The sequence below is a fragment of the Winogradskyella sp. A2 genome (assembly GCF_046762865.1).
In the GTDB taxonomy this organism is placed as follows: domain Bacteria; phylum Bacteroidota; class Bacteroidia; order Flavobacteriales; family Flavobacteriaceae; genus Winogradskyella.
Genome location: NZ_JBKQXM010000004.1, coordinates 175,862 through 201,888, shown reverse-complemented (window position 1 = coordinate 201,888; position 26,027 = coordinate 175,862). Strand labels below are relative to the sequence as shown.

Here is a 26,027-nt window from a genome sequence, read left to right as displayed (position 1 = left end):
TTTATCATATGTTATATTAATTATTTACCACCTGCAGCAGCTTCTAATTCTTCAACCAAAGTTCTCATTTCTTTAAACTTATCCATCTCACCTAAAGCACTATAAATATTCATCAATGTTCTTGCTGCATCTATATTAGACTTTCTCAAAGACAGCGCTTTTTCTAAAAACGGAATAGCTTCTTGGTACAATTGCGAGCGTTTCTCCTTTAATTCATCATACTTTCTATTATCAGCAGAACTAGTACCTAAACCATTCATTTCTTCCACGATTGCAGCTTCACCTTCTAATATTACTACTGCTAAATTGTTATAGGCATCTACATAATTAGGGTTTATTTCAATCGCTTTTTGGTAATATTTTTTAGATGCATCATTATTCCCACCTTCTGCTGCTAATACCCCGAGGTTATATTGAAGCTCTGCATTATTAGGATCTTTTTCAGTTGCTTCTTCCATAAGAGACTTAAACTTATCTCTATTACCCATTTTTAGGTGAACATTTGCTTCCGATAATAATAATCCTATATCGTCAGGACTTATAGCTCTTGCATCTGCCATTGCTCCTATTGCCTTCTCATTCTCACCTTGATTGACGTATATCAATGCTATGTTTTTTACAATTTCAGCTGATTTTGACGAACTTTTTTCATCCTTAGGATCCGTATGTGTTTTGGCTACTTTAACCGATAGATCTCTTGTTTGCATATTTGGGAAACGCTCTTCTTCTCCATTCTCCTTATTGACAGCATAATAATACATTTGCACACCTGTATACCCCATATTTTTCAACGTGATATAATGTTTTAATGCTGTATCATAATCTTGCCCTGTAACGGCAGCGGAAGCCGCATAGTATAGATATAAGGTATCAACAGGAGACATTTTATATACCTTTTCAAATCCAACGGATGCAGTAGCATAATCCTTAGTCTGAAAGGCGTTGTTTGCATTGTTTAAAAAAGTATTCATCATTTGGGTCTTCATTTGATTTGCCTGTTCAGTATATCTCAATTTACCCATTGAAGATTCTAAATCTTTTAAATCACTCAAACTCTGAATTGCATTGTCAATTTCATCATTAGATCCTTGGCCATTTGCATATAAAGCTTGGGCCTTTAGAAAATAAAACTTAGCTTTTGTTTTATCATCCATATTTCCTATTAATCCTTCAGCAGAATTCAATGCAGTTTTAGCACTTGCAAAATTTGAATTCTTAACTGCTTTTTCCATTGCTTTTATTTCATTCTTTTGGGCAAAAGACACAGCAGTAAAAGCTAAAAGTAATACTAATGTCAGTAATTTTTTCATTTTGTAAAATTGATTTTGTTGTTAATTTTAGTTATCTGTTTCACTAGTATCAATAGCCGTGCCATCATTACTATTATCTTGATTATCAGTTGTTTCTACTATATCTTCAGCTTCTTCATCATCTTTCATTACCTTTGCTACAGCAGCAATGGAATCATTTCCTTTTAGATTAATAAGCTTAACGCCTTGTGTTGCTCTACCCATTACTCGTAAATCTGCAACTGCCATTCGTATTGCAATACCAGATTTATTAATAATCATTAAATCATCGTCATCAGTAACATTTTTGATAGACACTAAGTTACCAGTTTTTTCTGTAATAGAAATGGTTTTTACACCTTTTCCTCCTCTATTGGTGATTCTATAATCATCTAAACTAGAGCGTTTACCATAACCGTTTTCTGATACTACAAGTATATTACTTTCCATATCATCTACGGCAATCATCCCAATAACTTCGTCTGTTTTTTCATTCTGTAACCTTATCCCTCTAACTCCTGAAGCATTTCGTCCCATTGGTCTGGTCTTAGCTTCTTCAAAACGAATCGCTTTACCAGATTTAAGTGCTAACATTACCTGACTTTCTCCAGTAGTTAGTTTTGCTTCTAACAATTCATCTCCATCCTTAATGGTAATGGCATTAATACCATTTGTTCTAGGTCTTGAATATTGTTCTAATGAAGTTTTCTTCACTTGGCCTTTTTTAGTAGCCATAATAACATAATGACTATTTATGTAATCCTCATCTTTAAGATCTTGAGTACATATAAATGCCATTACCTTGTCATCTTGCTCTATATTTATTAGGTTTTGGATAGCTCTTCCTTTTGAGGTTTTTGAGCCTTCAGGTATTTCATAAACACGCATCCAGAAACACTTTCCTTTTTGAGTAAAGAACAACATGTATTGATGATTTGTTCCTACAAATAAATGCTCTAAGAAATCTTCATTTCTTGTAGTTGAAGCCTTTTGACCTACTCCACCTCTATTTTGAGTTTTATATTCTGTAAGTGAAGTTCTTTTAATATATCCTGCATGAGAAATTGTAATTACAACCTTCTCATCTGGTATCATATCTTCAATGCTTAAGTCACCACCTGCATATTCAATCACAGATCTTCTCTCGTCACCGTACTTTTCTTTAACAACATTTAATTCTTCCTTAATGATATCCATTCTACGATCCTTTTTATCTAAAATATCTTTAAGATCTTCAATGGTCTTCATTAATTCATCATACTCCGCACGTAACTTGTCTTGCTCCAGACCAGTTAATTGTCGTAATCGCATCTCAACGATTGCCTTAGCCTGAATTTCAGAAAGCTTAAAACGTTCTACTAACTTAGTTCTCGCCTCATCTGCATTGGCAGATGCTCTGATTAGAGCAATCACTTCGTCAATATTATCTGAAGCAATAATTAATCCTTCTAATATATGAGCACGCTCTTCAGCCTTTCTTAATTCGTATTTCGTTCGTCTAACAACAACTTCATGTCTATGTTCAACAAAATATTTAATTAACTCTTTTAAATTTAATAATTGCGGACGACCATTTACTAATGCAATATTATTAACACTAAACGATGATTGAAGCGCTGTATATTTATAAAGTTTATTTAAAACGATATTAGGTATAGCGTCACGTTTTAACACATATACGATACGCATACCGTTTCTATCAGACTCGTCTCTGATAGTTGATATACCTTCAAGTTTTTTATCATTAACTAAATCAGCAGTTTTCTTAATCATGTCTGCCTTATTAACCTGATAAGGAATTTCATTTACAATGATGCATTCGCGACCGTTAACTTCTTCAATATTAGCTTTACCTCGCATTACTATGCGACCGCGACCAGTATGAAAAGCCTCCTTAACTCCATCATAGCCGTATATTGTACCACCAGTTGGAAAATCAGGTGCCTTAACATGTTGCATTAATTCATCAATCTCAATAGCATCATTTTCTATATATGCAATTGTTCCATTTACAACTTCTGTTAAGTTATGAGGAGGCATATTTGTTGCCATACCCACCGCGATACCAGAAGCTCCATTAACCAGCAAACCAGGTATGCGAGTTGGCAATACTGTTGGCTCTTCTAATGTATCATCAAAATTAAGTTTATGGTCAACTGTTTCTTTATCAATATCTGCCAACATGTCTTCTGAAATCTTACGCATACGTGCTTCCGTATAACGCATTGCCGCAGGACTGTCTCCATCAACAGATCCAAAATTACCTTGGCCATCTATTAACATATAGCGCAAACTCCACTCTTGAGCCATTCGCACCATTGTATCATAAACCGATGTATCTCCATGTGGATGATATTTACCTAATACCTCACCAACAATCCTTGCCGATTTCTTATGTGCCGTATTAGCTCTAACACCGAGTTCATGCATACCATATAGTACACGTCTATGCACTGGTTTTAGTCCATCTCTTACATCTGGTAAAGCACGTGACACAATGACCGACATTGAATAGTCAATGTAGGCTGATTTCATTTCATCCTCAATGTTAATTGGAATAAGTTTTTCTCCTTCTGCCATATATTTAATTAATTAGTTTTTTTGTAGGTTTTCAAAACGTGCTAATATAACTAAAATAGCAGTGTTTGAAGAGTTCTTACAAGTGTATTTTAGGACTTTTTATTAACAATATTTGATATCTTTTTTTTAATAAGTATCTATTAATTTCCTTTGATATAAAATGGTTTTTTAGTCTCTTCGTTTATAACTATTAATTAAGGTATAGTTTTTGCCATATAGTTAATATGTTTTATTATTTTTAATGCAGAAAGGAAATTACTATGGATGATAATTTTTCGCCAAGAGTTAAGGATGTAATTGCATATAGCAAGGAGGAAGCATTGAGGCTTGGCCATGATTTTATAGGTACCGAACATTTAATGTTGGGTTTATTGAGAGATGGCAGTGGTAAGGCTATTGATATTTTAAATTCTCTTGATGTGGATCTAAATCATTTAAGAAGAAAAGTTGAAATTTTAAGCCCAGCAAATCCAAATATTGTAACTACATCTAACGAGAAAAAAAACCTACATTTAACAAGGCAGGCTGAACGTGCCTTGAAGACCACGTTTTTAGAAGCAAAACTATTTCAAAGTACTTCAATAAATACAGCACATTTATTATTGTGTATTTTAAGAAATGAAAATGACCCTACAACAAAGCTTTTAAATAAGCTTAAAGTAGATTATGATAACGTAAAAGAAGAATTTAAGTCAATGATTACAAGCGAAGATGATTACATAGACACACCAAAGGCAGAATCTTTCTCCGATGATGAAATAAATGAAGAAGAGGAAGCTAAGCAAAATCCTTTTGGAGGTGGACAATCAGGCAAAACTAATAAGAAGTCTAAAACTCCTGTTTTGGATAATTTTGGTAGAGATCTTACTGTTTTGGCAGAAGAAGGTAAACTTGATCCAGTTGTGGGTCGTGAAAAAGAAATACAACGTGTTTCACAAATTTTAAGCAGACGTAAAAAGAATAACCCGTTACTAATTGGAGAACCTGGTGTTGGTAAATCTGCAATTGCTGAAGGATTAGCCTTGCGAATTGTTAAGCGTAAAGTTTCGAGAACTTTATTTAATATGCGCGTGGTGACATTAGATTTGGCAAGTTTAGTTGCTGGGACCAAATACAGAGGGCAATTTGAGGAGCGTATGAAAGCTGTGATGAATGAACTTGAAAAGAATGACGATATCATTTTATTTATAGATGAAATTCATACAATTGTTGGAGCTGGCGGTGCAACAGGAAGTTTAGATGCTTCTAACATGTTTAAACCAGCATTAGCAAGAGGTGAAATTCAATGTATTGGAGCAACAACTCTAGATGAGTACCGTCAATACATAGAAAAAGATGGTGCCTTAGAACGTCGTTTTCAAAAGGTAATTGTTGAGCCAACTACAGTAACAGAAACTATTGAAATTCTTAACAATATTAAGGGCAAGTATGAAGAACATCATAATGTTAATTATACAGATGAAGCCATTGAAGCTTGTGTTAAGCTTACCAACAGATATATGACTGAGCGATTCTTGCCGGACAAGGCGATTGATGCTTTAGATGAGGCAGGTTCTCGTGTTCATATTACTAATATTGATGTACCTAAACAGATTATTGAGCTAGAAAAGAAACTCGAAGATGTAAGAGAGACTAAAAATAGTGTTGTTAAGAAACAGAAGTATGAAGAGGCAGCAAAGTTAAGAGATGATGAAAAACGACTTGAGAAAGATTTGGCCTCAGCGCAAGAGAAATGGGAAGAAGAAACTAAACAGCATAGAGAAGTTGTTACCGAAGACAATGTAGCCGATGTAATCTCAATGATGACAGGAATACCGGTTAATAAAATTGCACAAACAGAACTAAATAAGTTAGCGCAGTTGCCAGAATTAATTAAAGGCAAAGTAATTGGTCAAGATCAAGCTGTTGCAAAGGTGGTAAAAGCGATTCAGAGAAACAGAGCTGGACTTAAAGATCCTAATAAACCAATTGGTTCATTTATATTTTTAGGGCAAACAGGTGTAGGTAAAACACAATTAGCAAAAGTTTTAGCTCGTGAATTATTTGATAGTGATGACGCATTAGTAAGGATAGATATGAGCGAATACATGGAGAAATTCGCTATCTCAAGATTGATAGGAGCACCTCCAGGTTATGTTGGTTATGAAGAAGGAGGTCAATTAACGGAGAAGATTAGAAGAAAACCTTATGCGGTTGTTCTTCTTGATGAGATTGAAAAAGCGCATCCTGACGTATTCAATATGCTTTTACAAGTTTTAGATGATGGTTATCTTACAGATAGTCTTGGAAGAAAAATAGACTTTAGGAATACCATTATAATAATGACATCTAATATTGGCGCTAGAAAACTTAAAGATTTTGGAACTGGTGTTGGATTTGGAACATCTGCGCAACAATCACAGGAATCAGATCATGCAAAGGCTATAATTGAAAATGCACTTAAAAAAGCATTTGCGCCTGAATTTTTAAACAGAATTGACGATGTCATTGTATTTAATACTCTTGAAAAAGAGGATATCAACAAGATTATAGACATTGAATTGGTTAAGTTAATTGATCGGATTAAAGATTTAGGATACACTCTTAAATTAACAAACTCGGCTAAGGATTATATAGCTGATAAAGGATTTGACAAACAATATGGTGCAAGACCTCTAAATAGAGCTATTCAAAAATATGTAGAAGACGCTTTAGCTGAAGAAATCATAAATGCCAAAATTCAAGATGGTGATACGATTACCATGGATTTGGACACTAAGAGCAATGAGTTAAAGATCAAAATAAAGAGTTCTAGTAAAACGACAGAATCTTAAATTATTTTTGCAAGTATTATTAAAAACTCCTTTGAATTAAAGGAGTTTTTTTTATCTTCAAGTATAATTGATTAAGTCATGAAAAAATCCCTAACCCTCGAATTTTGTGACATTGCAATTTATGATAACTATTTAGTTGTCATAATGAAGGAAGGAGTTAATCTTAAACCAGAGCATAACTCCGTACTAATTGACGTCGCAAATAAATATTATACGGACAGTGAGTTTGTATATATTACACATAGAATAAATTCTTATTCAGTTGACCCAAAAATATATTATGAAACCGCAAAAATCGAGAATTTAAAAGGCTTTGCAGTAGTATCAGAAGATTTCAAAGCTAAAAGTAATGCTGAAGTTGAAAAGATGTTTTTTAACAAACCTTTCGAGATTTTTTATAAACTTGATGAGGCATTGAAGTGGGCTAATGATTTAATTAATCGATAAAATCAGATTTAATCCTTTAATCCATAGTGGTTTAGAAATAATTCTTCGACTTCTATATCTACATCTTTCAAAAATTGAATTGAAGCCTCAATATCATCATGTAAAACCTCATCTACTCTTATAAAAGGCACCACTTTTCTATAATGTTCTAAAAATGACTCTAGTAATGGCGATGTTTTAAGAGGTCTTCTAAACTCAAGTGCTTGAGAAGCGTTCATTAATTCAATTGCAATAACTCTTTCAACATTTCTAATTAAAGTAAAAGCTTGTGTTGCAGCGTTAGCTCCCATACTAACATGATCTTCTTGCCCATTACTTGACACTATACTGTCAACACTGGCTGGAGTAGCTAATTGCTTGTTAGCACTAACAATACTTGCAGCTGTATATTGCGGAATCATGAAACCAGAATTTAATCCTGGATTATCCACTAAAAAAGCTGGAAGGCCTCTTAATCCAGATACTAATTGAAAAATTCTTCTTTCAGAAATATTACCTATCTCGGCCATTGCAATTTTTAAATAATCAAGTGCAAGAGCTAATGGTTGACCATGAAAATTACCACCTGAAATAATTAAATCTTCTTCGTGAAAGATATTAGGGTTATCAGTTACAGAATTGATTTCTGTTAGTATCACTTTTTCTACAAAATCGAGCGTATCCTTCGTGGCACCATGAACTTGAGGAATACATCTAAATGAATAAGGGTCTTGGACGTGTTCCTTTTTTCGAGCAATAAGTTCACTTCCATTAAGTAATTCATTAAATCTTCGTGCAACTTTTCGTTGACCAGGATGAGGTCTTACAGAATGTACTAAATCATGAAAAGGATCTAATCTGCCATCAAAAGCATCTAATGAGACACTTGCAATAATATCTGCTAGATATGAGGTTTTGTGAGACATCAGTAAGAGATAAACTCCATATGCACTCATAAATTGAGTACCATTAAGTAATGCTAAACCTTCTTTAGCTTCAAGTTGAATAGGTTTCCAATTAAATTTATCTAAAATCTCTTCTGCTTCGTATTCTTCGTTATTATGAATTACCCTTCCCTTTCCTATTAAGGGTAAAGCCAAATGCGCAAGAGGTGCTAAATCACCTGAAGCTCCCAATGAACCTTGAGTAAATACAAATGGGAATATGTCATTATTAAAAAACTCAATTAATCGCTCAACAGTTTGTAATTGAACACCACTATGTCCATAACTTAAAGATTGAATCTTTAGTAGCAACATAACTTTAACAACAGATTCTGGTACTCGATCACCCGTACCACATGCATGTGACATTACAAGATTTTCTTGCAATTTTGTTAAGTCATCATTAGAAATTTTCACATTATGTAAGGAACCGAAACCAGTATTTATACCATACATTGGTTTTTTATCACTGGCAAGTTTCTTGTCTAAATATACTTTGCTTGCAATAATCTTTTCAGTTAGCTCTTTAGAAAGTTTTAATTTCTTTTTATCCTTAAAAAGATTGTAAATGGTAACAATATCAAGTGGTTTGGAAGAAATTGTATGGTATTGATTCATTATGATTAGTTAAGTGATATTCAAAATTGAGAATTATTTTATAGACTACCTCAAATTGTTAATAATTCATAGGATTGGCTATTCCTTTAATTAATATATATATTTGGCCAAAATAAATCCCCATTTATGAAACAATTATTAATACTTGGACTTGCCTTATCATTAATCGCTTGTAAGGAAGAGCCAAAAGATTACGCAACTATTTCAGGTAAAATAGAGAATTTTGACGAGACCCAATCGATCAGGATATTTCAAGGCAGAAATTATAGTAAAATCATAGAATTAAATGATGATGGAACCTTTAAAGATACCTTGAAGGTAGAATCGGGAGATTACAATTTTCAGCATGGTAATAAATATGGCCAAATTTATTTAGAGAATGACTATGAATCTTCTTTTACAACAGATTATGAATCATTTGCAGAGTCAATCGTCTATGACGGTGATGGATCTGATATAAATAATTTTACTGTAAAATCATTTTTAATATCTACTGAGCATTTTGACTCCAACTTATTTTCAATGGGTACACAAGAAGATTTGGACAAAGCACTGAATAATTACAATAATGCTTTTAAAGCCTTAAAAGAAAAATATTCTAAAGTTGATTCAACCCATTTTGCAATCGTAGATGAAAATGTTCAGCGTACAGCAAAACAGATCACTAGTTATATGAGTTCTAGGCTAGCAATGCGTGCAAATTTTCCAAAAGGTAGTTTATCTCCTATTTTTACAAACTACGAAAACTTTAAAGGTAACAACACCTCTCTTACAGATTTAAAAGGTAAATACGTTTATATTGATGTATGGGCAACATGGTGTGGCCCTTGTAAAGTAGAAATTCCTTCTCTAAAAAAACTTGAAAAGCAATTTGAAGATAGAAATATCCAATTTGTTAGTATCTCTGTAGATGAAGGTCGAGGATACAATGGTGATGCTGCTGCTGCATACGAGGGTTGGAAAAAAATGGTAAAGGACAAAGAACTTGGAGGGATACAGCTTATTGCTGACAATGGTTTTAATTCTACTTTTATAAAGGATTATAAAATAAACAGTATTCCTAGGTTTGTTATAATAGATCCAGAAGGTAATATTGTTAATGCTGATGCACCGAGACCTTCAAACCCGCAACTTGTTGAATTATTAAACAGTTTAGACATCTAAAGAAAATGCCTTCAAAATTTTGAAGGCATTTTTTATTCCTGTGGCTGTTGTTCACTTTCTGTAGGTTCCTCAGGCTTCTTGAATAAATCAATATATGCTTCTCCTAGTGTCTCAATTATATGGCTAGCTAACAAACTTTGATAGCCGTAATCTTCCAATGAAATATCAGCAGATTTACCATGCAAATAAACACCAAACAAAGTTGCTGGTAATGGCTCGTAATCCTGTGCTATTAAACCCGTAATAATACCTGTTAGAACATCTCCTGAACCAGCGGTTGCCATACCAGGATTTCCTGTTGTATTAACATAAAGTTTATCCTTATAAACACTGATTGTATTTGCTCCTTTGATAACTATGATTAAATCATGTTTTAATGAAAGTAATTTTACTTTATTCAGTTTGTCAAAGTCATCAGTCCACTCACCTACTAACCTTTCTAACTCTTTAGGATGCGGTGTTAAAATGGTTTGAGAAGGCAATAATTTTAATAAGGACTTCTTTTTTGATATTAAGTTTATTCCATCAGCATCAATAACTAATGGTTTTTTATTACTCTTCAAAAACGATTCAAAAGTACCAGCTGTCTTTTTGTTTGTACCAATACCTATTCCAATGCCTATAACATTTGGTTCAATATCAAAATTAATATTGGAAATAATCTTTTCTTCAATATCTGTAAGAACCATTACCTCAGGAATTGAAGCTTGTAAGCTATCATATCCACATTTTGGAATAAATGCTGTAACCAAACCAGTGCCTGAGCTCAATGCTGCTCTACTTGCTAAGTTCACAGCTCCAATTTTACCATAACTTCCTCCTATGATTAAGGCATGTCCAAAATCTCCTTTATGTGCAAATTTATCTCGTGGTTTATAAAGTGGTAAGACCTCAAACTTTGATATTAATTCTGCTTCTGTGTCTGTCTGCATTAAGTAATCTCTATCAATCTCTATATCTAGAACTTCCCATTGAATGGTAAACTTGGCAGTTTCTGGTAAAAAGAAAACCAGTTTAGGAGATTGAAAGCTCAAGGTATAGTTAGAATGAACAACAGCATTCTCATCTTCTATTGCCTTATCTGTATATAATCCAGATGGTATATCTATTGACAAAGTAAAAGCACTGGATGCTTTAAATTTTTGAAACAATTCTTGTACCCATTTATCTGGAGACCTGTTTAAACCAATTCCAAAGACAGCATCTACAATAATATCGTCTTTATGGATTTGAGGAAAATCCTTCGCCTTAGTCATCATTTTAGGCCAATCCTTAGTGACATTCTTTATTCGATCATAATTGATTAAAAAATCTTTGGATCGTTTATCACTATAATTCACGATATAAGTTACAACATTATACCCATGAGTTATGAGATGTCTTGCCAATACCAATCCATCACCACCATTATTACCTATACCACAAAAAACATGAACTGGAACCTGAGCTCCTTGCATACGCATATGAATCCAATTAAAAATTTGGGTTCCTGCGCGTTCCATTAAGTCAGTTGAAGATATATTTTGCCGTTCAGTCGTTAACCTATCACCTTCGTAAATTTGTTCTTTTGAAAATAATTTCATCTATTCATTTAATATCGGTAAAAAAACAGCTTATCATTTCATTGAGTTTAATGTAATATGAGCCTAAAACGTTTAGTTTTTCATAAAAAGAAATAGGCTTTTCCTATAATTCCTCAAAAAAATACAATTTGTTTTTTTATTGTTGTAAAAATAATACATTTGGTGAGTAATGATGAAAAAAATGCACATATCAAAAAACACATTAGTTAAGTCTAACTGTGCAACTATTTCTGTTTATTTTATTTCTACATTTATTACCCTTAGGGGTAATTTGTAATATGCACTTCGTACCAATTATAGTCTATTTAGACAATTTCTATCCTATCAAATAATAAATTATGAAAGTTCTAAAATTCGGCGGAACATCTGTAGGTTCAGCTGAAAATATAAATAAAGTAATCTCAATTTTACAGCAACAAAGCAAATCAACAAAAATTGCTGTGGTTGTTTCAGCTGTTGGTGGTATTACGGATAAGCTAATTGAAGCTGCAGAGTTGGCGTGCAATAAAGACTCTGATTACATCAATAAATACAATAATATTTGGTCTATTCACAATAAAGTTATTGAGGGTTTATTTAAGAGTCTAGAGAATGACAATAACCTTCAAGACCAACATGACGCATTGCACGAAATTATTTCAGATAAATTATATCAGTTAAGAAGTTTACTTGATGGGATCTACCTCATTAATGAGCTTTCTCCAAAAACAAAGGACAAATTATTGAGTTATGGTGAGTATTGTTCATCAACCATAATTAGTCATACACTAATTTCAAGAAATATTGATGCAGAGCTAAAAAACTCGCAAGAATTAATTGTTACCGATTCTAATTTTAATAATGCTCAGGTAAATTTCAAAGTTACCAATAAGAATATTCAGACCTATTTCAAGGATCATAAAACCTCAATAACAATTCTGCCTGGATTTGTATCTAAATCTTCAAATAATGAAATTACCACACTAGGTAGAGGTGGTTCTGATTATACTGCAGCAATTATTGCCGCCGCAATTGGTGCTAATGAATTGCAGATATGGACTGATGTTAGTGGTATGTTTACAACAAATCCAAAGCTTGTAAAACAGGCTTCACCAATAACGGAGTTATCCTATCAAGAAGCAGTAGAGCTCTCACATTTTGGTGCCAAGGTACTTTACCCTCCTACTGTAATGCCAGTTTTAAGGAAAAAGATTCCAATCGTCATAAAAAACACCATGGACCCTGATGCAATAGGTACGACAATAACCTTAGATAAAAAACCAAACGGCATATCTCCTGTAAAGGGTATAAGCAATATAGATGGCATTGCACTTCTTACTCTACAAGGTAATGGCATGGTTGGTATTCCTGGTTTTAGTAAACGATTGTTTGAAACTTTAGCACAAGAAAAAATTAATATCATTTTAATTACCCAGGCATCCTCAGAACATTCCATTTGTTTTGGTATTTCAGAAAACGATGCGTCGAAAGCTAAACTCGCAATTGATGAAGCTTTTGAATTTGAAATTGCACTGCAGAAATTAGATCCTATAGTTGTTGAAACTGACCTTTCTATAATTGCTGTTGTTGGTGATAAAATGAAGAGCCATCAAGGAATTAGCGGCAAAATGTTCAGTACACTTGGAAAAAACAATGTAAATATTAGAGCCATTGCACAAGGTGCTTCTGAGCGTAATATTTCTGCTGTAATTCATAAGAATGATGTAAAAAAAGCACTTAATAGTTTACATGAGCAGTTCTTTGAAATAAAAACCAAACAAATAAATCTTTTTATTACTGGAGTCGGTAATGTCGGCGAACGTCTTATTGAACAAATAAAACAACAGAAATCTTATTTGAAAGAAAACTTTAAAATAAATCTGAGAGTTACAGGACTTTCAAATTCTAGAACAATGGTAGTTGATGATGAAGGTATTAACCTTAAAAATTGGAAGTCATCATTAGCTGATGGTGAAAAAGCGAGTTTAGGCGGATTTTTTGAACATGCCAGAAAATTGAATTTAAGAAATTCTGTGTTTATTGATATTACCGCAAATTCAGATGTGGCAAACATTTATCCACAATATTTAAAAGAAAGTATATCGGTGGTAGCCTGCAATAAAATTGCGTGTTCTACTGATTACGATTATTATAATGAGCTAAAGGATTTGTCTAGAAAATATAATGCCTCATTTTTATTTGAAACAAATGTTGGTGCAGGTTTACCTGTGATAGACACTTTAAACCATTTAATTACTTCAGGTGATAAAGTGAACAATATCAAAGCAGTATTATCTGGTAGTCTTAATTTTATTTTTAATAATTTCAATACCAATACCACCTTTCATGATATAGTTAAACAAGCTCAAACAGAAGGTTATACAGAACCTGACCCAAGAATAGATTTAAGTGGTGTAGATGTAGCTCGTAAAATTTTAATTTTGGCAAGAGAGAGTGGTTATGAAATGGAATTATCTGAAATAAACAGTAAGAACTTTTTAACGCAAAGTGCTATTAAATCAGATTCTGTGGATGATTTTTTCAATACTTTAATTGATGATGAGCCTCATTATCAAGGTCTTTATAAATCGGCAGTTGAAAATAATTCCCAATTGAAGTTTGTTGCAGAATTTAAAGATGGCAAGGCACAAGTAGGACTAGAAGAAATCCCTGAAGGTCATCCATTTTATAATCTTGAAGGGAAGGATAATATTGTAATGTTCTATACGCAACGTTATCCAGAACAACCAATGATAATAAAAGGTGCTGGTGCTGGTGCAGATGTAACAGCTTCGGGATTATTTGCTGATATAATTAGAATAGCTAACAATTAACAATGTCTGAAATTAAAATTTTCTCACCCGCAACTGTTGCCAATGTAGCATGCGGTTTTGACGTATTAGGGTTTTGCTTGGATTCCATCGGTGATTACATGGTACTTAGGAAAACATCAGAGAGAGGAATTAAAATTACCAAAATTGATGGTTTTGATTTACCATATGAAACCGAAAAGAATGTTGCTGGTGTTTCTGCCTTAGCCTTGTATAATGATCTTAAGCCAGAATGTGGTTTCGAAATTGAAATCTACAAAAGAATTAAGCCTGGTAGTGGTATTGGCAGCAGTGCTGCGAGTGCCTCAGGTAGTGTTTATGCCATGAATGAATTATTGGGCAGACCTTATGATAGGACTCAATTGACTTTTTTTGCCATGCAAGGTGAAGTATTAGCAAGTCAATGTGAGCATGCAGATAATTTGGCACCAGGTATTTTTGGTGGTTTTACATTAGTAAAATCTACAGAACCATTAAAAATATTATCCTTACCAACACCTTCAGATTTATTTGCCACTTTAATTCATCCACAGATAGAGATTAAAACTGCGGACTCTAGAGCTGTATTGCCAAAGGATATCCCACTAGAAAGAGCCATAACACAATGGGCAAATGTTGGAAGTTTAGTACATGCTTTGCATACTTCAGATTATCAATTATTAAAGGAATCACTTAACGATGTTGTGATTGAACCACATAGAAAAAAGTTAATTCCATATTTTGATGATGTTAAGACCAATGCAATAAAAGCAGGTGCTCTTGGATGTGCAATTTCTGGTTCTGGTCCTTCAATTTTTGCTTTGAGCAAAGGAGAAGAAACTGCAAACATGGTAGAGAAAGCAATGCAAAGTGTATATTCTAAGTCAGAAATAAAATTTGAAACTTATGTTTCTAAAATAAACATTGAAGGTATTAAAACGGTAAAATGAAATACTACTCTTTAAATAGAAAAGCACCAAATACGAATTTTCAAGAAGCTGTTGTTAGAGGTTTAGCTCCAGACAAAGGATTGTATTTTCCAGAATCGATTACGCCATTGCCAAAGTCATTCTTTGAAACTATTGAAGAAAAATCAAATGTAGATATTGCGTTTGAAGCTATTAAACAATTTATTGTTCCTGAGATACCAGAAGATGTTTTAAAATCTATAGTTGAAGAAACAGTCAATTTTGATTTTCCTGTTGTAAAAATAAATGAGCATATTTCTACCTTAGAATTATTCCATGGACCAACAATGGCGTTTAAGGACGTTGGCGCGAGATTCATGGCAAGATGTTTGGGGTATTTCAATAAAACCAACACCAATGAAGTTACTGTTTTGGTTGCAACTTCAGGTGATACTGGTGGTGCTGTTGCAAATGGCTTTTTAGATGTTAAGGGGGTAAAAGTAGTCATCCTCTACCCTTCTGGAAAGGTAAGTGAGATCCAAGAAAAACAACTAACTACACTTGGGCAAAATATTACAGCTTTAGAGGTTTCTGGTGTTTTTGATGACTGTCAAGATATGGTGAAGCATGCCTTTATTGATGATGAGCTAACCAGTAAAATGCAATTAACTTCAGCAAACTCAATAAATATTGCACGTTGGTTACCACAATTGTTTTATTATTTATTTGCCTATAAGCATCTTAAATCTCAATATAAATCTATAGCATTTTCAGTTCCTAGTGGTAATTTTGGAAATATTTGTGCAGGTATGGTTGCACAAAAGTTAGGATTACCCGTAAAGCATTTTATCGCCTCAAATAATGCAAACGACACGGTAGTTAATTATATGAATACCATGACTTATAGTCCTAAACCATCAGTACAGACCATTAGTAATGCTATGGATGTTGGTAACCCGAGTAATTTTATTAGGATTCAAGAATTACATAATAATGATTTTGAAGCATTAAAATCTAATCTAACATCCTATAGCTATTCTGATAAGGAAACAAAAGAAGCACTACTAGAACTTTTCAAAGATCATGGTTATATTGCGGACCCTCACGGTGCAGTAGGTTATCTCGGTGCTAAGAAATATTTGGAGACTCACAATGACGATCATGTCGTATTTTTAGAAACAGCACACCCAACTAAATTTTTAGACGTAGTTGAAGAAGTTATAGAACAGAAAATTCCACTACCTCCTCAAATTAAAGCAGTTATGGATAAGCAAAAGGAAGCTATTGACATAAGTAATTATGAAGAATTTAAAGGTTTGTTGTTAAACTAATTAATTCATAAAACTCTACTCAAAATATTCAAAACAATAAGGACATCATGATCTTTATCATGTTCATTACAACTAGGAATCCTTACTTTTATAATTACTCTAACCAAGAGTATTAATAGTTATTGTTTGTTTATTACTTAATGGTATTATTAACTTAAAATATTACTGATGCGTATACAAGTTAAAGATTTTATGTCTGCTCCAGTCACAACTGCAATGATTGATCATAATGTTTTAGAGATTAGAACACTTATGAAAGAAAAAGGAATTCATGCAATTCCAATTGTTGAGTACTCCAATGATAAACTAAAGGTTGAAATTACCATTAGAGGCATTATCACCGCCACAGATATAAGCAAAGAAGTAAGTGATGATGCAACTGTGGAAGATGTTATGACTGCTTCGAGCGTCCATATTGCTCATGTAAATTCTAGTGCCAAATCTGCCGCAAAAATGATGTTAAAACATGATGTACATCATATTGTTGCTATGGAAGAAGGGGAAATAAAAGGTATGATTAGTTCTTTAGACTTTGTAAAATTAGTAGCAGAACATTCTTTAGAATAAATATATCTTATCTATTTCAGAACCTGGGTCAATTCCATTTTAAATCAAAATATTTCGATTATAATTAGTTGAAATCACAGGGCTTTAATCATAGCATTAAAATAGTCATTGAAAATTAACCAAGTTTTGGTAATTCCGAGGTTAAATCTTATCGTCTACAAATTTTGGTGTTATGATAAATATCATATTTAAATCAATAAACTAAGCTTAATTTTATTAATTGTATAATCGATACGCCAAATTCGTATCCAAAATTAAGAATATGGCAAAAGTCAAAGGAGCAATAGTAGTTGACACAGAGACCTGTAAAGGTTGTGAAGTCTGTATTCCTGTTTGTGAAGAAAAAGTAATAAGCATGTCAACAGAGGTGAACCGAAAAGGATACCATTATGCCTATATGAGTAATCCTGATGTATGTACCGGTTGCACCAATTGTGCTATAGTTTGTCCAGATCGGGCTATTACGGTATATCGTGTAAAAATTTAAAAGAAATTTCATATAAAAGTATTCCTATGTCCGAATTAAGATTAATGAAGGGTAATGAAGCCTTAGCCGAAGCCACCATTAGAGCCGGTGCTGATGCCTATTTTGGATATCCAATAACACCACAATCTGAAATTATTGAATATTTGATGACTGAACGTCCTGAAAATAGAACAGGCATGGTTGTTTTACAGGCCGAAAGCGAAATCGCAGCCATTAATATGGTTTATGGAGCTGCCAGTACTGGTAAACGAGCGATGACATCATCGTCTAGCCCTGGAATCTCACTTAAACTCGAAGGCGTTTCTTATTTGGCTGGTGCAGAACTTCCGGCTGTTATTGTTAATGTATCTCGAGGTGGACCAGGTCTCGGAACGATACAACCCTCACAAGCTGATTATTTTCAATCTGTAAAAGGTGGAGGTCATGGTGACTATCAACTCTATGTATTAGCACCTGCCTCAGTTCAAGAAATGGCAGATTTTGTTTCAGATGCATTTGATATTGCTTTCAAATACCGCGCTCCTGTTTTAATTCTCTCTGACGGATTGATAGGTCAAATGATGGAAAAAGTTGTTCTAAAAGACCAAAAAGAGCGAATGCCTGATGAAGAAATCATCGAAAAATATGGCGATTGGGCTACAACAGGTAAAAAAGATAGAGAACGAAATATAATTACATCATTAGACTTACAACCAGAAAAAATGGAAGCTAGAGTTCATAGATTACAAAAGAAATATGAACAAATGGAAAAGGAAGATTTACGATATGAAAAAATACATTGTGATGGTGCCGAATATCTTCTTGTGGCATATGGCTCTAGTGCCAGAATTGCTCAAAAGGCTGTTCAATTGGGACGTGAAAAAGGTATTAAAGTCGGCTTATTACGCCCAATAACCTTATTCCCTTTTCCAAAACAACAACTTTTTGAATTGGCAGATCAAGTAAAAGGCATCTTAAGTGTCGAGTTGAGCGCTGGACAAATGGTGGAAGATGTAAGATTAGCAGTAAACGATAAAGTACCGGTTGAGCATTTTGGAAGAACAGGAGGTATAATTCATACTCCTGAAGAAATAGTGGAAGCCTTAGAACAAAAAATCATAAGAAATGGAAGTAATTGATATCATTAAACCCGAGAATCAAGTTTTTAGTAAAACTTGTTTAATGACCGACGCAAACTTGTCTTACTGTCCAGGTTGTGGTCATGGTACCGCTCATAATTTGGCGATGGAAGTCATTGATGAATTAGGCATAGTTGAAGATACTATAGGTGTAGCACCTGTAGGATGTTCCGTATTGGCTTATGATTTTATGAATATTGACATTACTCAAGCAGCTCATGGGCGTGCTCCTGCCCTTGCAACTGCAATTTCGAGAACATGGCCTAATAAATACGTTTTTACCTACCAAGGTGATGGCGATTTAGCAGCCATTGGTACCGCTGAGACTATACATGCTTGTAACAGAGGGGAAAACATCGTAATTATTTTTGTAAATAACGGTATTTATGGAATGACTGGAGGGCAAATGGCTCCAACAACATTGCCTGGTATGCGAACGTCCACCTCGCCACATGGTCGAGATATTGAAACCATGGGCTCACCTCTAAAAATAACAGAGTTGATTGCTAATTTACCTGGCACTTATTATGTTACACGGCAATCTGTACATACACATAAGCACGTAAGAAAAGCAAAAAAAGCAATAAAGACTGCATTTAAAAACACAAGATTGAAGAAAGGTCTTTCTTTTGTGGAAATAGTATCTAATTGTAATTCGGGATGGAAAATGAATCCGAATGAATCAAATAATTGGATGGAAGAAAATATGTTCCCATACTTCCCATTGGGCGATATAAAAGTTAAAGGTCAAATAAAATAAATGTCATGACAGAAGAAATTATTATAGCAGGATTCGGTGGTCAAGGTGTACTATCTATGGGCAAAATATTAGCTTATTCGGGCATTATGCAAGATGAAGAGGTAAGTTGGATGCCTTCTTATGGTCCAGAAATGAGAGGTGGGACTGCTAATGTAACCGTTATACTAAGTGACGAACGCATAAGTTCTCCTTACTTAAAACTCTATGATACAGCTATTATTTTGAACCAACAATCGATGGACAAGTTCGAGAAAACGGTGAAACCAGGTGGTGTTTTAATTTATGATCCTAATGGTATTTTAGTTCATCCTACCAGAACGGATATTGATATTTATCAGATTGAAGGGAATCGATTGGCTACAGAGATGGGCAATAAGAAAGTCTTTAACATGATTGTATTGGGTGGTTTTCTTAAGATTAAACCAATAGTAAAATTAGAAAATGTTATTGAGGGTTTAAAAAAGTCATTACCTGAACGCTATCATGACCTTATTCCATTAAATAAAGAGGCTATCTCTAAAGGTATGCAAAACATCTTTTTATATAAAGTAGAAAATCAACTAGTAGATCATTAATTAAAAAATAAATTCCTATTATTTTACTTACTTTCGGTATCCTCAGCCCAGAAAGAATAGGGTCACTTGGTATGTTATACCATAGCCCAGTAGGTTAGATAAATGATGATATTAGAAGATAAAACTAGTAAAGTGTATTTTTACAAAAAAAACAATTGCCTAATTACAAACATCACTCCACTAAAAGGCTGAATATTAAACCTGTTACATTAGAAGATGCTCCATTCATTTTAGAGTTAATGAATTCGCCAAAGTGGCTTAAGTTTATTGGTGATAGGAATGTTCATAGCGTTGAAGAAGCTGAAACTTACATAAGAGAGAAAGCACTTTCACAGTTAAAAAAACATGGTCATACAAATAATGTGGTGATTAGAAAAAAAGATCAAAAGAAAATTGGAACTTGTGGCATCTATCATCGTGATGGTAAGGATGAAGTTGATATTGGTTTCGCCTTTTTACCGCCTTATGAAGGTAAGGGTTATGCTTACGAAGCAGCAAATGAGCTTATGAAATTTGCAAAGACTCAACTTAAATTAAATATTATAAAAGCATATACCTTAGAAGAAAATAAATCTTCAAGAAAGTTGTTAGAACGGCTAGGACTTGAACTTATTGGTACTGGCAATCTTCCAAATAATGATGAAAAATTATTAATGTACCAAAGAGAATTTAATTAATGGAACACCTCTTAACAATATTATTTGTTTAAGACTGTACCTTTCAATTAATTAGTTTAAGTACATTTATTATCAACTTATTTGAATAATATATGAAAATCACTATTTCACTGCTTACCTACTTTATTAGTATTTCTATTCTAACATCCCAAAATTATACGCTGGTAACAGGTTTAGATAGTGCTGTTGAAGAGACTTCAGGATTGCTTTATCTCAATAATACTTTGATTACTAATAATGATTCAGGGAATACCAATCAACTTTTTGATATTAACACATCTGATGGCACTATTGCAAGAACAATAACAATTCCTAATGCTTCAAATATAGATTGGGAGGATCTGGCATATGATGACAACTATATTTATATAGCTGAAATTGGAAATAATCTAGGTTCAAGAACCGATTTAAAAATTTACCGTATATCTCGTTCAGATTATTTTAATAATACCAGTGTAATTGCTGAAATCATTAATTATAGTTATAGTGATCAAACAGATTTTACACCAAGTCCTTTTGCCACTAATTTTGATGCCGAGGCATTGATTCACTTAAACAATAAACTTTACATTTTTACAAAAAATTGGATTGATGCTAAAACTAATATTTATGAGCTATCAAAAACTCCTGGCACATACACCGCCATATTAATAGATACAATTGACTCACAAGGTCTAATAACCGGCGCATCATACAATAATACGAATGGAAATATAATGCTATGCGGTTATGATGGTCTTGGTTCGTTTTTATTACAATTAAGTGGTTTTAGTAATGGAATTTTCTCAAACGGTACTTTATTAAAAACCGCAATTACACCACCTACAAATTATTCACAACAAACAGAAGGAATAGCATCTCTTAATACAGATGAGTATTATGTTAGTGCTGAGAAAGTTTCAAGTGATTTACATGGTCTGTACAGTTTCAATGTGTCTACCTTAACAGATTCCGAAATGAGTAATAACCAAATCAGTTTTTATCCGAATCCTGCGAAAACAGAATTGATGATTAACAAGGAGGATTGCACAACTAAAATTTACACACTAACAGGTGAACTGATCCTCACAACATCAAATTCTAAAATTAATATTTCAGATTTATCAAAAGGTGTCTATCTCATTAAAATAAAGGATTCGTACAATGGGTATTTAATAAAACGGTTGGTAATTGATTAACTCAGAATCCTTACCAATAATTCTTTAAGGAGATCACCTTGTGGTACAGCATTAGAACCAACACCTTTTCCTTTTACATCAAAATCTCTTAAAAGTGCAATAACAGCACTCACTTTTTTCATTGGATAATTTCTGGCCGCCGTTAAGTATTCATTCACAAAATAAGGGTTTATCCTTAATGCTGAGGCTACACTTCGAGGTGATTTATCATTCATACCATGTAAATGCAATAACTGGGAAAAAAAGCTAAAAAGTAGTGAAATTGAAACCACCATTGGGTTATCCTTTGGATTATCCGCAAAATATTTCGCAATTCGGTGTGCCTTCATAACATCTTTATCGCCAACAGCTTTGCGCAGTTCAAAATTATTAAAGTCTTTACTAATTCCTATATTTTCTTCTACATGCTCTGGTGTTATTTGAGTGCCTTCTGGTAATACAATTTTCAATTTATTGAGTTCATTGTCAATTTTGCTCAAATCTGTACCTAAAAATTCAACGAGCATTTGTGATGCTTTTGGTGAAATATTATATTTCTGCCCTGCTAAAACACGTCTTATCCAATCTGATACTTGATTTTCATATAGTTTTTTACTTTCAAACACAACTCCCATTTTCTTTAAAGCCTTGTAGAGTGCCTTGCGCTTGTCTATTTTTTTGTATTTATAGTTTATGACTAAAATTGTAGTTGGCTGAGGATTTTCCACATAAGTAATCAACTTTTCAATTGTTCTGCTCAAGTCTTGAGCTTCCTTAACAATTACAACCTGATACTCAGCCATCATAGGGAATCGTTTGGAATTACTTATGATATCATCAATAGAAACATCTCTTCCATAAAGTACCATCTGGTTAAATCCCCTTTCAGCTTCATCTAAAATATTATCTTCAATATATTCTGATATCTTATCAATATAATAAGGCTCCTCACCCATTAAAAAGTAAATAGGTTTTAGATTCCTGTTTTTTATCTCAGATACAATTTGTTTAACCTCGTTCAATTGCTGATATCGATTTAATGATTAGTTAAAATTTCAACGAAAATTAACTTGAAATGCTATTAAAATTTTAATTTTGCTAAGTGCAAGAACTTAACTTTCCAAAGTTTGAATACCGTCTCAAAAGTAAAGAAAATAAAGTTTCTATTTTTGATGTTATTAGGAAAAAATTCATCATTCTTCAACCTGAAGAATGGGTAAGACAACACTGTGTACATTATTTAATAAACACAAAGAAATACCCTAAATCATTGATAAATGTTGAGAAAGAACTTAACATCAATGGATTGAAAAAGCGTTATGACATTGTTATTTTTAATTCTGACGGTAGTATACATCTTATAGTAGAATGTAAAGCTCCTTCAATTAAGATTGACCAATCTACCTTTGATCAGATTGCACGATACAATTTAGCATTAGAAGCAACATATTTAATGGTTACTAATGGCATAAATCATTATTATTGCCAAATGGATTTGAATGAAAAACGATATACGTTTTTAAAAGACATATCTAGATATAAAGAAAATTGAAGTACGAGTTAACAGACATAGCAATAGTAATACTAAACTGGAATGGTAAAGACTTACTTGAAAAGTTTCTTCCTTCAGTGGTGAAATTTTCTGAGAATGCTAAGATCTATGTTGCAGATAATGCATCTACTGATGATTCAATTCAGTTTCTATATGAGCATTATCCGGAAATTAATGTTATTAAAAACAAAACGAATGGTGGCTATGCCAAAGGATATAATGATGCATTAAAACATACCAATCAACCATTATTATGCTTACTAAACAGTGATATTGAAGTGACTGAAAATTGGCTTTCCCCTATTTTGAATCAGTACAATTCGGATGAAAATGTAGCAATTGTTCAACCCAAAATATTAGACATCCACAATAAAAACTACTTTGAATATGCTGGTGCAGCTGGTGGGTTTATAGATAAGTATGGCTACCCATATTGCAGAGGTCGAATTTTTAATACTATAGAAGAGGATCAAGGACAATATGATGATGTTGAAACTATTTTCTGGGCATCAGGTGCTTGTTTTTTTATTAAAAATTCTGTTTTTAATGAGCTCAATGGATTTGATGCGTCTTATTTTGCCCATTACGAAGAGATAGACTTATGCTGGCGTGCATTTAATAATAATTATACTACCAAGTATGTTGGTACATCTTCAGTCTATCATGTTGGTGGTGCGACATTACAAAACACCAATCCAAAGAAAACCTATTTAAATTTTAGAAATAGCTTATTTACTTTAGTTAAGAATACAGATTCTAATGTTTTATCTAGGACTATTATACGCATGTTATTAGATGGAATTGCGGCTTTGAGGTTTTTGGTTCAGCTAAAACCAAGGCATTTTGTAGCTATTTTAAAAGCACATGGTTCTTTTTATAAGCATTTGGGTGAAATAGTAGCCCGTCGTAACCAATTGCCTAAACGGGCAAATTACTACAATTTAAAATCCGTTGTTTGGTCTTATTTCGTCAATAGACAGACAAAATTTTAATTGTTTATAAAACTGTTAAAAAATTTGTTAATCAGTGCTATTGCATGTTTTCTTTTATATAATTTTGAGTAGTTATAATTAACAATATAAATAGAGTACTGATTATGAAAAAACTAATGTTATTAAGTATTTGCTCCATGATGCTATTAGCGTCTTGTGTGTCTAAAAAAGAATACTTAGCACTTGAAGAGAAACAGAAAGAAACACAGGATTTATTAAATTCTGCTACAGTAAAATTAAATAAATGTCTTTCTGATGCAGCAGCGGCAAACGCAAGAGTTGAGACGATGAAAGATCAGTTATCTGATTTACGTAAATCAAATCAAGATTTAATTGATACAAAAGGAAATTTAACTACATTAACTCAAAAAGGTGCAGAAAATCTTGAAAAATCTCTTGAGAGCTTAAAAGAAAAAGATCTTAAAATTTCTCGTTTACAAGATGCCCTTACAAAAAAGGATAGTGTAACACTTGCAATAGTATCTAGTTTAAAGAAAGAAGTTGGTATAAACGATCCAGATATTGAGGTAAATGTTGAAAAAGGTGTGGTATTTATATCAATAGCAGACAAACTTTTATTTAAGAGTGGTAGCTATAATGTAACAGAACGAGCAAAAGATGTATTAGCTAAAGTAGCTAAGGTTATTAATAGCAAGCCTAATTTTGAGGCGATGGTAGAATCACATACAGATAATAAATCTTATAGCAAACCTCCATTATTAGATAATTGGGATTTAAGTGTTAAAAGAGCAACGTCTGTAGTAAGAGTTTTAGAAGAGCTTAAAGTTAATCCTCAACAATTAATTGCAGCAGGTCGCAGTTATCACGTACCATTGGTAGAAAATGACACAGCAGAAAACAGAGCTAAAAACAGACGAACTCGTATTGTTGTATTACCAAAAATTGATGAATTCTATGAAATGATTGAGGAAGAAATGAAAAATCTTTCGGCAGGAAATTAAAACGTTAAAACATAAGTTAAAACCCGATACCGTATGTATCGGGTTTTTTTATGCTTTATAATTAGTCCTTAATAATCTTAATAATTTCTGGCAGTAATGCTATTGCAGTTAAAACAACAGCATTATTCTTTTTATTACTGGTATTATTTGCTTTAGTCATATTTGTTTTCGTTTTTTGAACCGTTACCTCATCGACGGTATGTGGAACTCTTATCATAACAACTGAGTTTTCGGTTTCTTCTGTGAAATTTTCTTTAGCCAGTCTATATGCTAACTCTATTCCATTATCTTCAATATAATTTATACTTGACCTAAAATTCTCAACAGCATATACTAGCTTTTTAGTGTTTGTTGCTTCAGTTTGTTTGAGTACAATACCATTATATTTTGAGTAAGTCACTATACTAACAAAATCTTCTTCTGTAAGTCGTTTAGACATAATTTTAAATGCCTGTTGTAACATAACCTTATCTTCTGTATTAAAATTATCTGCGTAGGTTTCAATAAGGAAAGTTATGTTTCTCTTGGGTATTGTATCAGTCTTTGAGGAATATTGTTCCACCATGAAATTGATTAGGTTTTCAATTGCAACTGATTCTGTTTCAATATTTTTTTCTTGTGCAGAACTTGTATAACATAATGCTAATACAAGAATAAATTGTAATAATGTTTTCATGAGAATGGCATTTAAAGTTTACATAAAACTAGTTGCCATACTCAAGGATTAAAACAGAC

22 protein-coding genes are annotated in these 26,027 nt (G+C 32.9%); 16 read left to right on the top strand and 6 right to left on the bottom strand.

Annotated elements, in window-relative coordinates; all coding sequences use genetic code 11:
• Window positions 1-20 precede the first annotated feature (20 nt).
• Together ACFWV9_RS09470 and gyrA are read right to left on the bottom strand one after the other, a co-directional pair.
• Window positions 21-1,310, bottom strand: coding sequence for a tetratricopeptide repeat protein (locus ACFWV9_RS09470; protein ID WP_411894970.1), 1,290 nt, complete (start codon window positions 1,308-1,310; stop codon window positions 21-23).
• A gap of 27 nt (window positions 1,311-1,337) precedes the next feature.
• On the bottom strand, window positions 1,338-3,869 hold the full coding sequence (gene gyrA, locus ACFWV9_RS09465; RefSeq protein WP_411894969.1) for a DNA gyrase subunit A: 2,532 nt from the start codon (window positions 3,867-3,869) through the stop codon (window positions 1,338-1,340).
• Window positions 3,870-4,129: 260 nt separating this feature from the next.
• Between gyrA and ACFWV9_RS09460 the strand changes: the two genes are divergently transcribed.
• Window positions 4,130-6,682: an ATP-dependent Clp protease ATP-binding subunit gene (locus tag ACFWV9_RS09460; protein ID WP_411894968.1), complete on the top strand. Its 2,553-nt coding sequence runs from the start codon at window positions 4,130-4,132 to the stop codon at window positions 6,680-6,682.
• 78 nt (window positions 6,683-6,760) lie between these two features.
• Window positions 6,761-7,129 carry a hypothetical protein gene (locus ACFWV9_RS09455; protein WP_411894967.1) on the top strand — a complete coding sequence of 123 codons (369 nt, stop codon included), beginning with the start codon at window positions 6,761-6,763 and terminating at the stop codon, window positions 7,127-7,129.
• Window positions 7,130-7,137: 8 nt separating this feature from the next.
• Here the strand turns inward: ACFWV9_RS09455 and hutH are convergent, their stop codons facing one another.
• The gene (hutH, locus tag ACFWV9_RS09450) at window positions 7,138-8,670 is read right to left on the bottom strand and encodes a histidine ammonia-lyase (RefSeq protein WP_411894966.1); all 1,533 of its coding nucleotides are present in this window, start codon (window positions 8,668-8,670) and stop codon (window positions 7,138-7,140) included.
• A gap of 126 nt (window positions 8,671-8,796) precedes the next feature.
• Here hutH and ACFWV9_RS09445 point away from each other — a divergent pair, with 126 nt between their 5' ends.
• Complete coding sequence (locus tag ACFWV9_RS09445) at window positions 8,797-9,834, top strand: TlpA family protein disulfide reductase (RefSeq protein WP_411894965.1); 1,038 nt, start codon at window positions 8,797-8,799, stop codon at window positions 9,832-9,834.
• A 32-nt stretch (window positions 9,835-9,866) separates the two neighbouring features.
• On the opposite strand, the gene ACFWV9_RS09440 is transcribed toward ACFWV9_RS09445, so the two are convergent.
• Window positions 9,867-11,417, bottom strand: a complete 1,551-nt coding sequence (locus tag ACFWV9_RS09440; RefSeq protein ID WP_411894964.1) for an NAD(P)H-hydrate dehydratase — start codon at window positions 11,415-11,417, stop codon at window positions 9,867-9,869.
• 338 nt (window positions 11,418-11,755) lie between these two features.
• Here ACFWV9_RS09440 and thrA point away from each other — a divergent pair, with 338 nt between their 5' ends.
• The 10 genes from thrA (at window position 11,756) to ACFWV9_RS09390 (ending at window position 21,807) form a co-directional block, all read left to right on the top strand.
• Window positions 11,756-14,230, top strand: coding sequence for a bifunctional aspartate kinase/homoserine dehydrogenase I (thrA, locus tag ACFWV9_RS09435; protein ID WP_411894963.1), 2,475 nt, complete (start codon window positions 11,756-11,758; stop codon window positions 14,228-14,230).
• Between the two features lie 2 nt (window positions 14,231-14,232).
• On the top strand, window positions 14,233-15,156 hold the full coding sequence (locus ACFWV9_RS09430) for a homoserine kinase (protein WP_411894962.1): 924 nt from the start codon (window positions 14,233-14,235) through the stop codon (window positions 15,154-15,156).
• On the top strand, window positions 15,153-16,445 hold the full coding sequence (gene thrC, locus ACFWV9_RS09425; RefSeq protein ID WP_411894961.1) for a threonine synthase: 1,293 nt from the start codon (window positions 15,153-15,155) through the stop codon (window positions 16,443-16,445). The genes ACFWV9_RS09430 and thrC overlap by 4 nt, the downstream gene beginning before the upstream one ends.
• 168 nt (window positions 16,446-16,613) lie before the next feature.
• A complete protein-coding gene (locus ACFWV9_RS09420) occupies window positions 16,614-17,012 on the top strand; it encodes a cyclic nucleotide-binding/CBS domain-containing protein (RefSeq protein WP_411894960.1) in 399 nt (132 codons plus the stop codon).
• A 262-nt stretch (window positions 17,013-17,274) separates the two neighbouring features.
• Window positions 17,275-17,499, top strand: a complete 225-nt coding sequence (locus ACFWV9_RS09415) for a ferredoxin family protein (protein ID WP_411894959.1) — start codon at window positions 17,275-17,277, stop codon at window positions 17,497-17,499.
• Between the two features lie 26 nt (window positions 17,500-17,525).
• Window positions 17,526-18,617 carry a 3-methyl-2-oxobutanoate dehydrogenase subunit VorB gene (locus ACFWV9_RS09410; protein WP_411894958.1) on the top strand — a complete coding sequence of 364 codons (1,092 nt, stop codon included), beginning with the start codon at window positions 17,526-17,528 and terminating at the stop codon, window positions 18,615-18,617.
• A 43-nt stretch (window positions 18,618-18,660) separates the two neighbouring features.
• Complete coding sequence (locus tag ACFWV9_RS09405; protein ID WP_411894957.1) at window positions 18,661-19,377, top strand: thiamine pyrophosphate-dependent enzyme; 717 nt, start codon at window positions 18,661-18,663, stop codon at window positions 19,375-19,377.
• Window positions 19,378-19,382: 5 nt separating this feature from the next.
• Window positions 19,383-19,952, top strand: a complete 570-nt coding sequence (locus tag ACFWV9_RS09400) for a 2-oxoacid:acceptor oxidoreductase family protein (protein ID WP_411894956.1) — start codon at window positions 19,383-19,385, stop codon at window positions 19,950-19,952.
• Window positions 19,953-20,107: 155 nt separating this feature from the next.
• Complete coding sequence (locus tag ACFWV9_RS09395; RefSeq protein ID WP_411894955.1) at window positions 20,108-20,629, top strand: GNAT family N-acetyltransferase; 522 nt, start codon at window positions 20,108-20,110, stop codon at window positions 20,627-20,629.
• A gap of 92 nt (window positions 20,630-20,721) precedes the next feature.
• Window positions 20,722-21,807, top strand: coding sequence for a T9SS type A sorting domain-containing protein (locus ACFWV9_RS09390; protein WP_411894954.1), 1,086 nt, complete (start codon window positions 20,722-20,724; stop codon window positions 21,805-21,807).
• On the opposite strand, the gene holA is transcribed toward ACFWV9_RS09390, so the two are convergent.
• The gene (gene holA, locus ACFWV9_RS09385; protein ID WP_411894953.1) at window positions 21,804-22,808 is read right to left on the bottom strand and encodes a DNA polymerase III subunit delta; all 1,005 of its coding nucleotides are present in this window, start codon (window positions 22,806-22,808) and stop codon (window positions 21,804-21,806) included. The genes ACFWV9_RS09390 and holA overlap by 4 nt on opposite strands.
• A gap of 80 nt (window positions 22,809-22,888) precedes the next feature.
• On the opposite strand from holA, the gene ACFWV9_RS09380 reads away from it, so the two are divergent.
• From ACFWV9_RS09380 to ACFWV9_RS09370, 3 genes are all read left to right on the top strand, one after another.
• Window positions 22,889-23,338 (top strand): type I restriction enzyme HsdR N-terminal domain-containing protein, encoded by a 450-nt coding sequence (locus ACFWV9_RS09380; protein ID WP_411894952.1) that lies wholly within the window; start codon window positions 22,889-22,891, stop codon window positions 23,336-23,338.
• Entirely contained in the window at window positions 23,335-24,330 is a 996-nt protein-coding gene (locus ACFWV9_RS09375) for a glycosyltransferase family 2 protein (RefSeq protein WP_411894951.1), read from the top strand. The genes ACFWV9_RS09380 and ACFWV9_RS09375 overlap by 4 nt, the downstream gene beginning before the upstream one ends.
• Before the next feature lie 104 nt (window positions 24,331-24,434).
• On the top strand, window positions 24,435-25,292 hold the full coding sequence (locus ACFWV9_RS09370; protein ID WP_411894950.1) for a flagellar motor protein MotB: 858 nt from the start codon (window positions 24,435-24,437) through the stop codon (window positions 25,290-25,292).
• Window positions 25,293-25,353: 61 nt separating this feature from the next.
• Here ACFWV9_RS09370 and ACFWV9_RS09365 read toward each other — a convergent pair whose 3' ends face one another.
• Window positions 25,354-25,968 (bottom strand): hypothetical protein, encoded by a 615-nt coding sequence (locus tag ACFWV9_RS09365; protein ID WP_411894949.1) that lies wholly within the window; start codon window positions 25,966-25,968, stop codon window positions 25,354-25,356.
• Window positions 25,969-26,027: the final 59 nt, after the last annotated feature.

Bases quoted from the DNA above. Each gene is read 5' to 3' on its own strand.
- thrC (WP_411894961.1), top strand. From the start codon at position 15,153: ATGAAATACTACTCTTTAAATAGAAAAGCACCAAATACGAATTTTCAA.
- ACFWV9_RS09400 (WP_411894956.1), top strand. From the start codon at position 19,383: ATGACAGAAGAAATTATTATAGCAGGATTCGGTGGTCAAGGTGTACTA.
- ACFWV9_RS09365 (WP_411894949.1), bottom strand. From the start codon at position 25,968: ATGAAAACATTATTACAATTTATTCTTGTATTAGCATTATGTTATACA.
- ACFWV9_RS09420 (WP_411894960.1), top strand. From the start codon at position 16,614: ATGCGTATACAAGTTAAAGATTTTATGTCTGCTCCAGTCACAACTGCA.
- hutH (WP_411894966.1), bottom strand. From the start codon at position 8,670: ATGAATCAATACCATACAATTTCTTCCAAACCACTTGATATTGTTACC.
- ACFWV9_RS09460 (WP_411894968.1), top strand. From the start codon at position 4,130: ATGGATGATAATTTTTCGCCAAGAGTTAAGGATGTAATTGCATATAGC.
- ACFWV9_RS09370 (WP_411894950.1), top strand. From the start codon at position 24,435: ATGAAAAAACTAATGTTATTAAGTATTTGCTCCATGATGCTATTAGCG.
- thrA (WP_411894963.1), top strand. From the start codon at position 11,756: ATGAAAGTTCTAAAATTCGGCGGAACATCTGTAGGTTCAGCTGAAAAT.
- ACFWV9_RS09445 (WP_411894965.1), top strand. From the start codon at position 8,797: ATGAAACAATTATTAATACTTGGACTTGCCTTATCATTAATCGCTTGT.
- ACFWV9_RS09390 (WP_411894954.1), top strand. From the start codon at position 20,722: ATGAAAATCACTATTTCACTGCTTACCTACTTTATTAGTATTTCTATT.
- ACFWV9_RS09455 (WP_411894967.1), top strand. From the start codon at position 6,761: ATGAAAAAATCCCTAACCCTCGAATTTTGTGACATTGCAATTTATGAT.
- gyrA (WP_411894969.1), bottom strand. From the start codon at position 3,869: ATGGCAGAAGGAGAAAAACTTATTCCAATTAACATTGAGGATGAAATG.
- ACFWV9_RS09470 (WP_411894970.1), bottom strand. From the start codon at position 1,310: ATGAAAAAATTACTGACATTAGTATTACTTTTAGCTTTTACTGCTGTG.
- ACFWV9_RS09405 (WP_411894957.1), top strand. From the start codon at position 18,661: ATGACCGACGCAAACTTGTCTTACTGTCCAGGTTGTGGTCATGGTACC.
- ACFWV9_RS09430 (WP_411894962.1), top strand. From the start codon at position 14,233: ATGTCTGAAATTAAAATTTTCTCACCCGCAACTGTTGCCAATGTAGCA.
- ACFWV9_RS09440 (WP_411894964.1), bottom strand. From the start codon at position 11,417: ATGAAATTATTTTCAAAAGAACAAATTTACGAAGGTGATAGGTTAACG.
- ACFWV9_RS09410 (WP_411894958.1), top strand. From the start codon at position 17,526: ATGTCCGAATTAAGATTAATGAAGGGTAATGAAGCCTTAGCCGAAGCC.
- ACFWV9_RS09415 (WP_411894959.1), top strand. From the start codon at position 17,275: ATGGCAAAAGTCAAAGGAGCAATAGTAGTTGACACAGAGACCTGTAAA.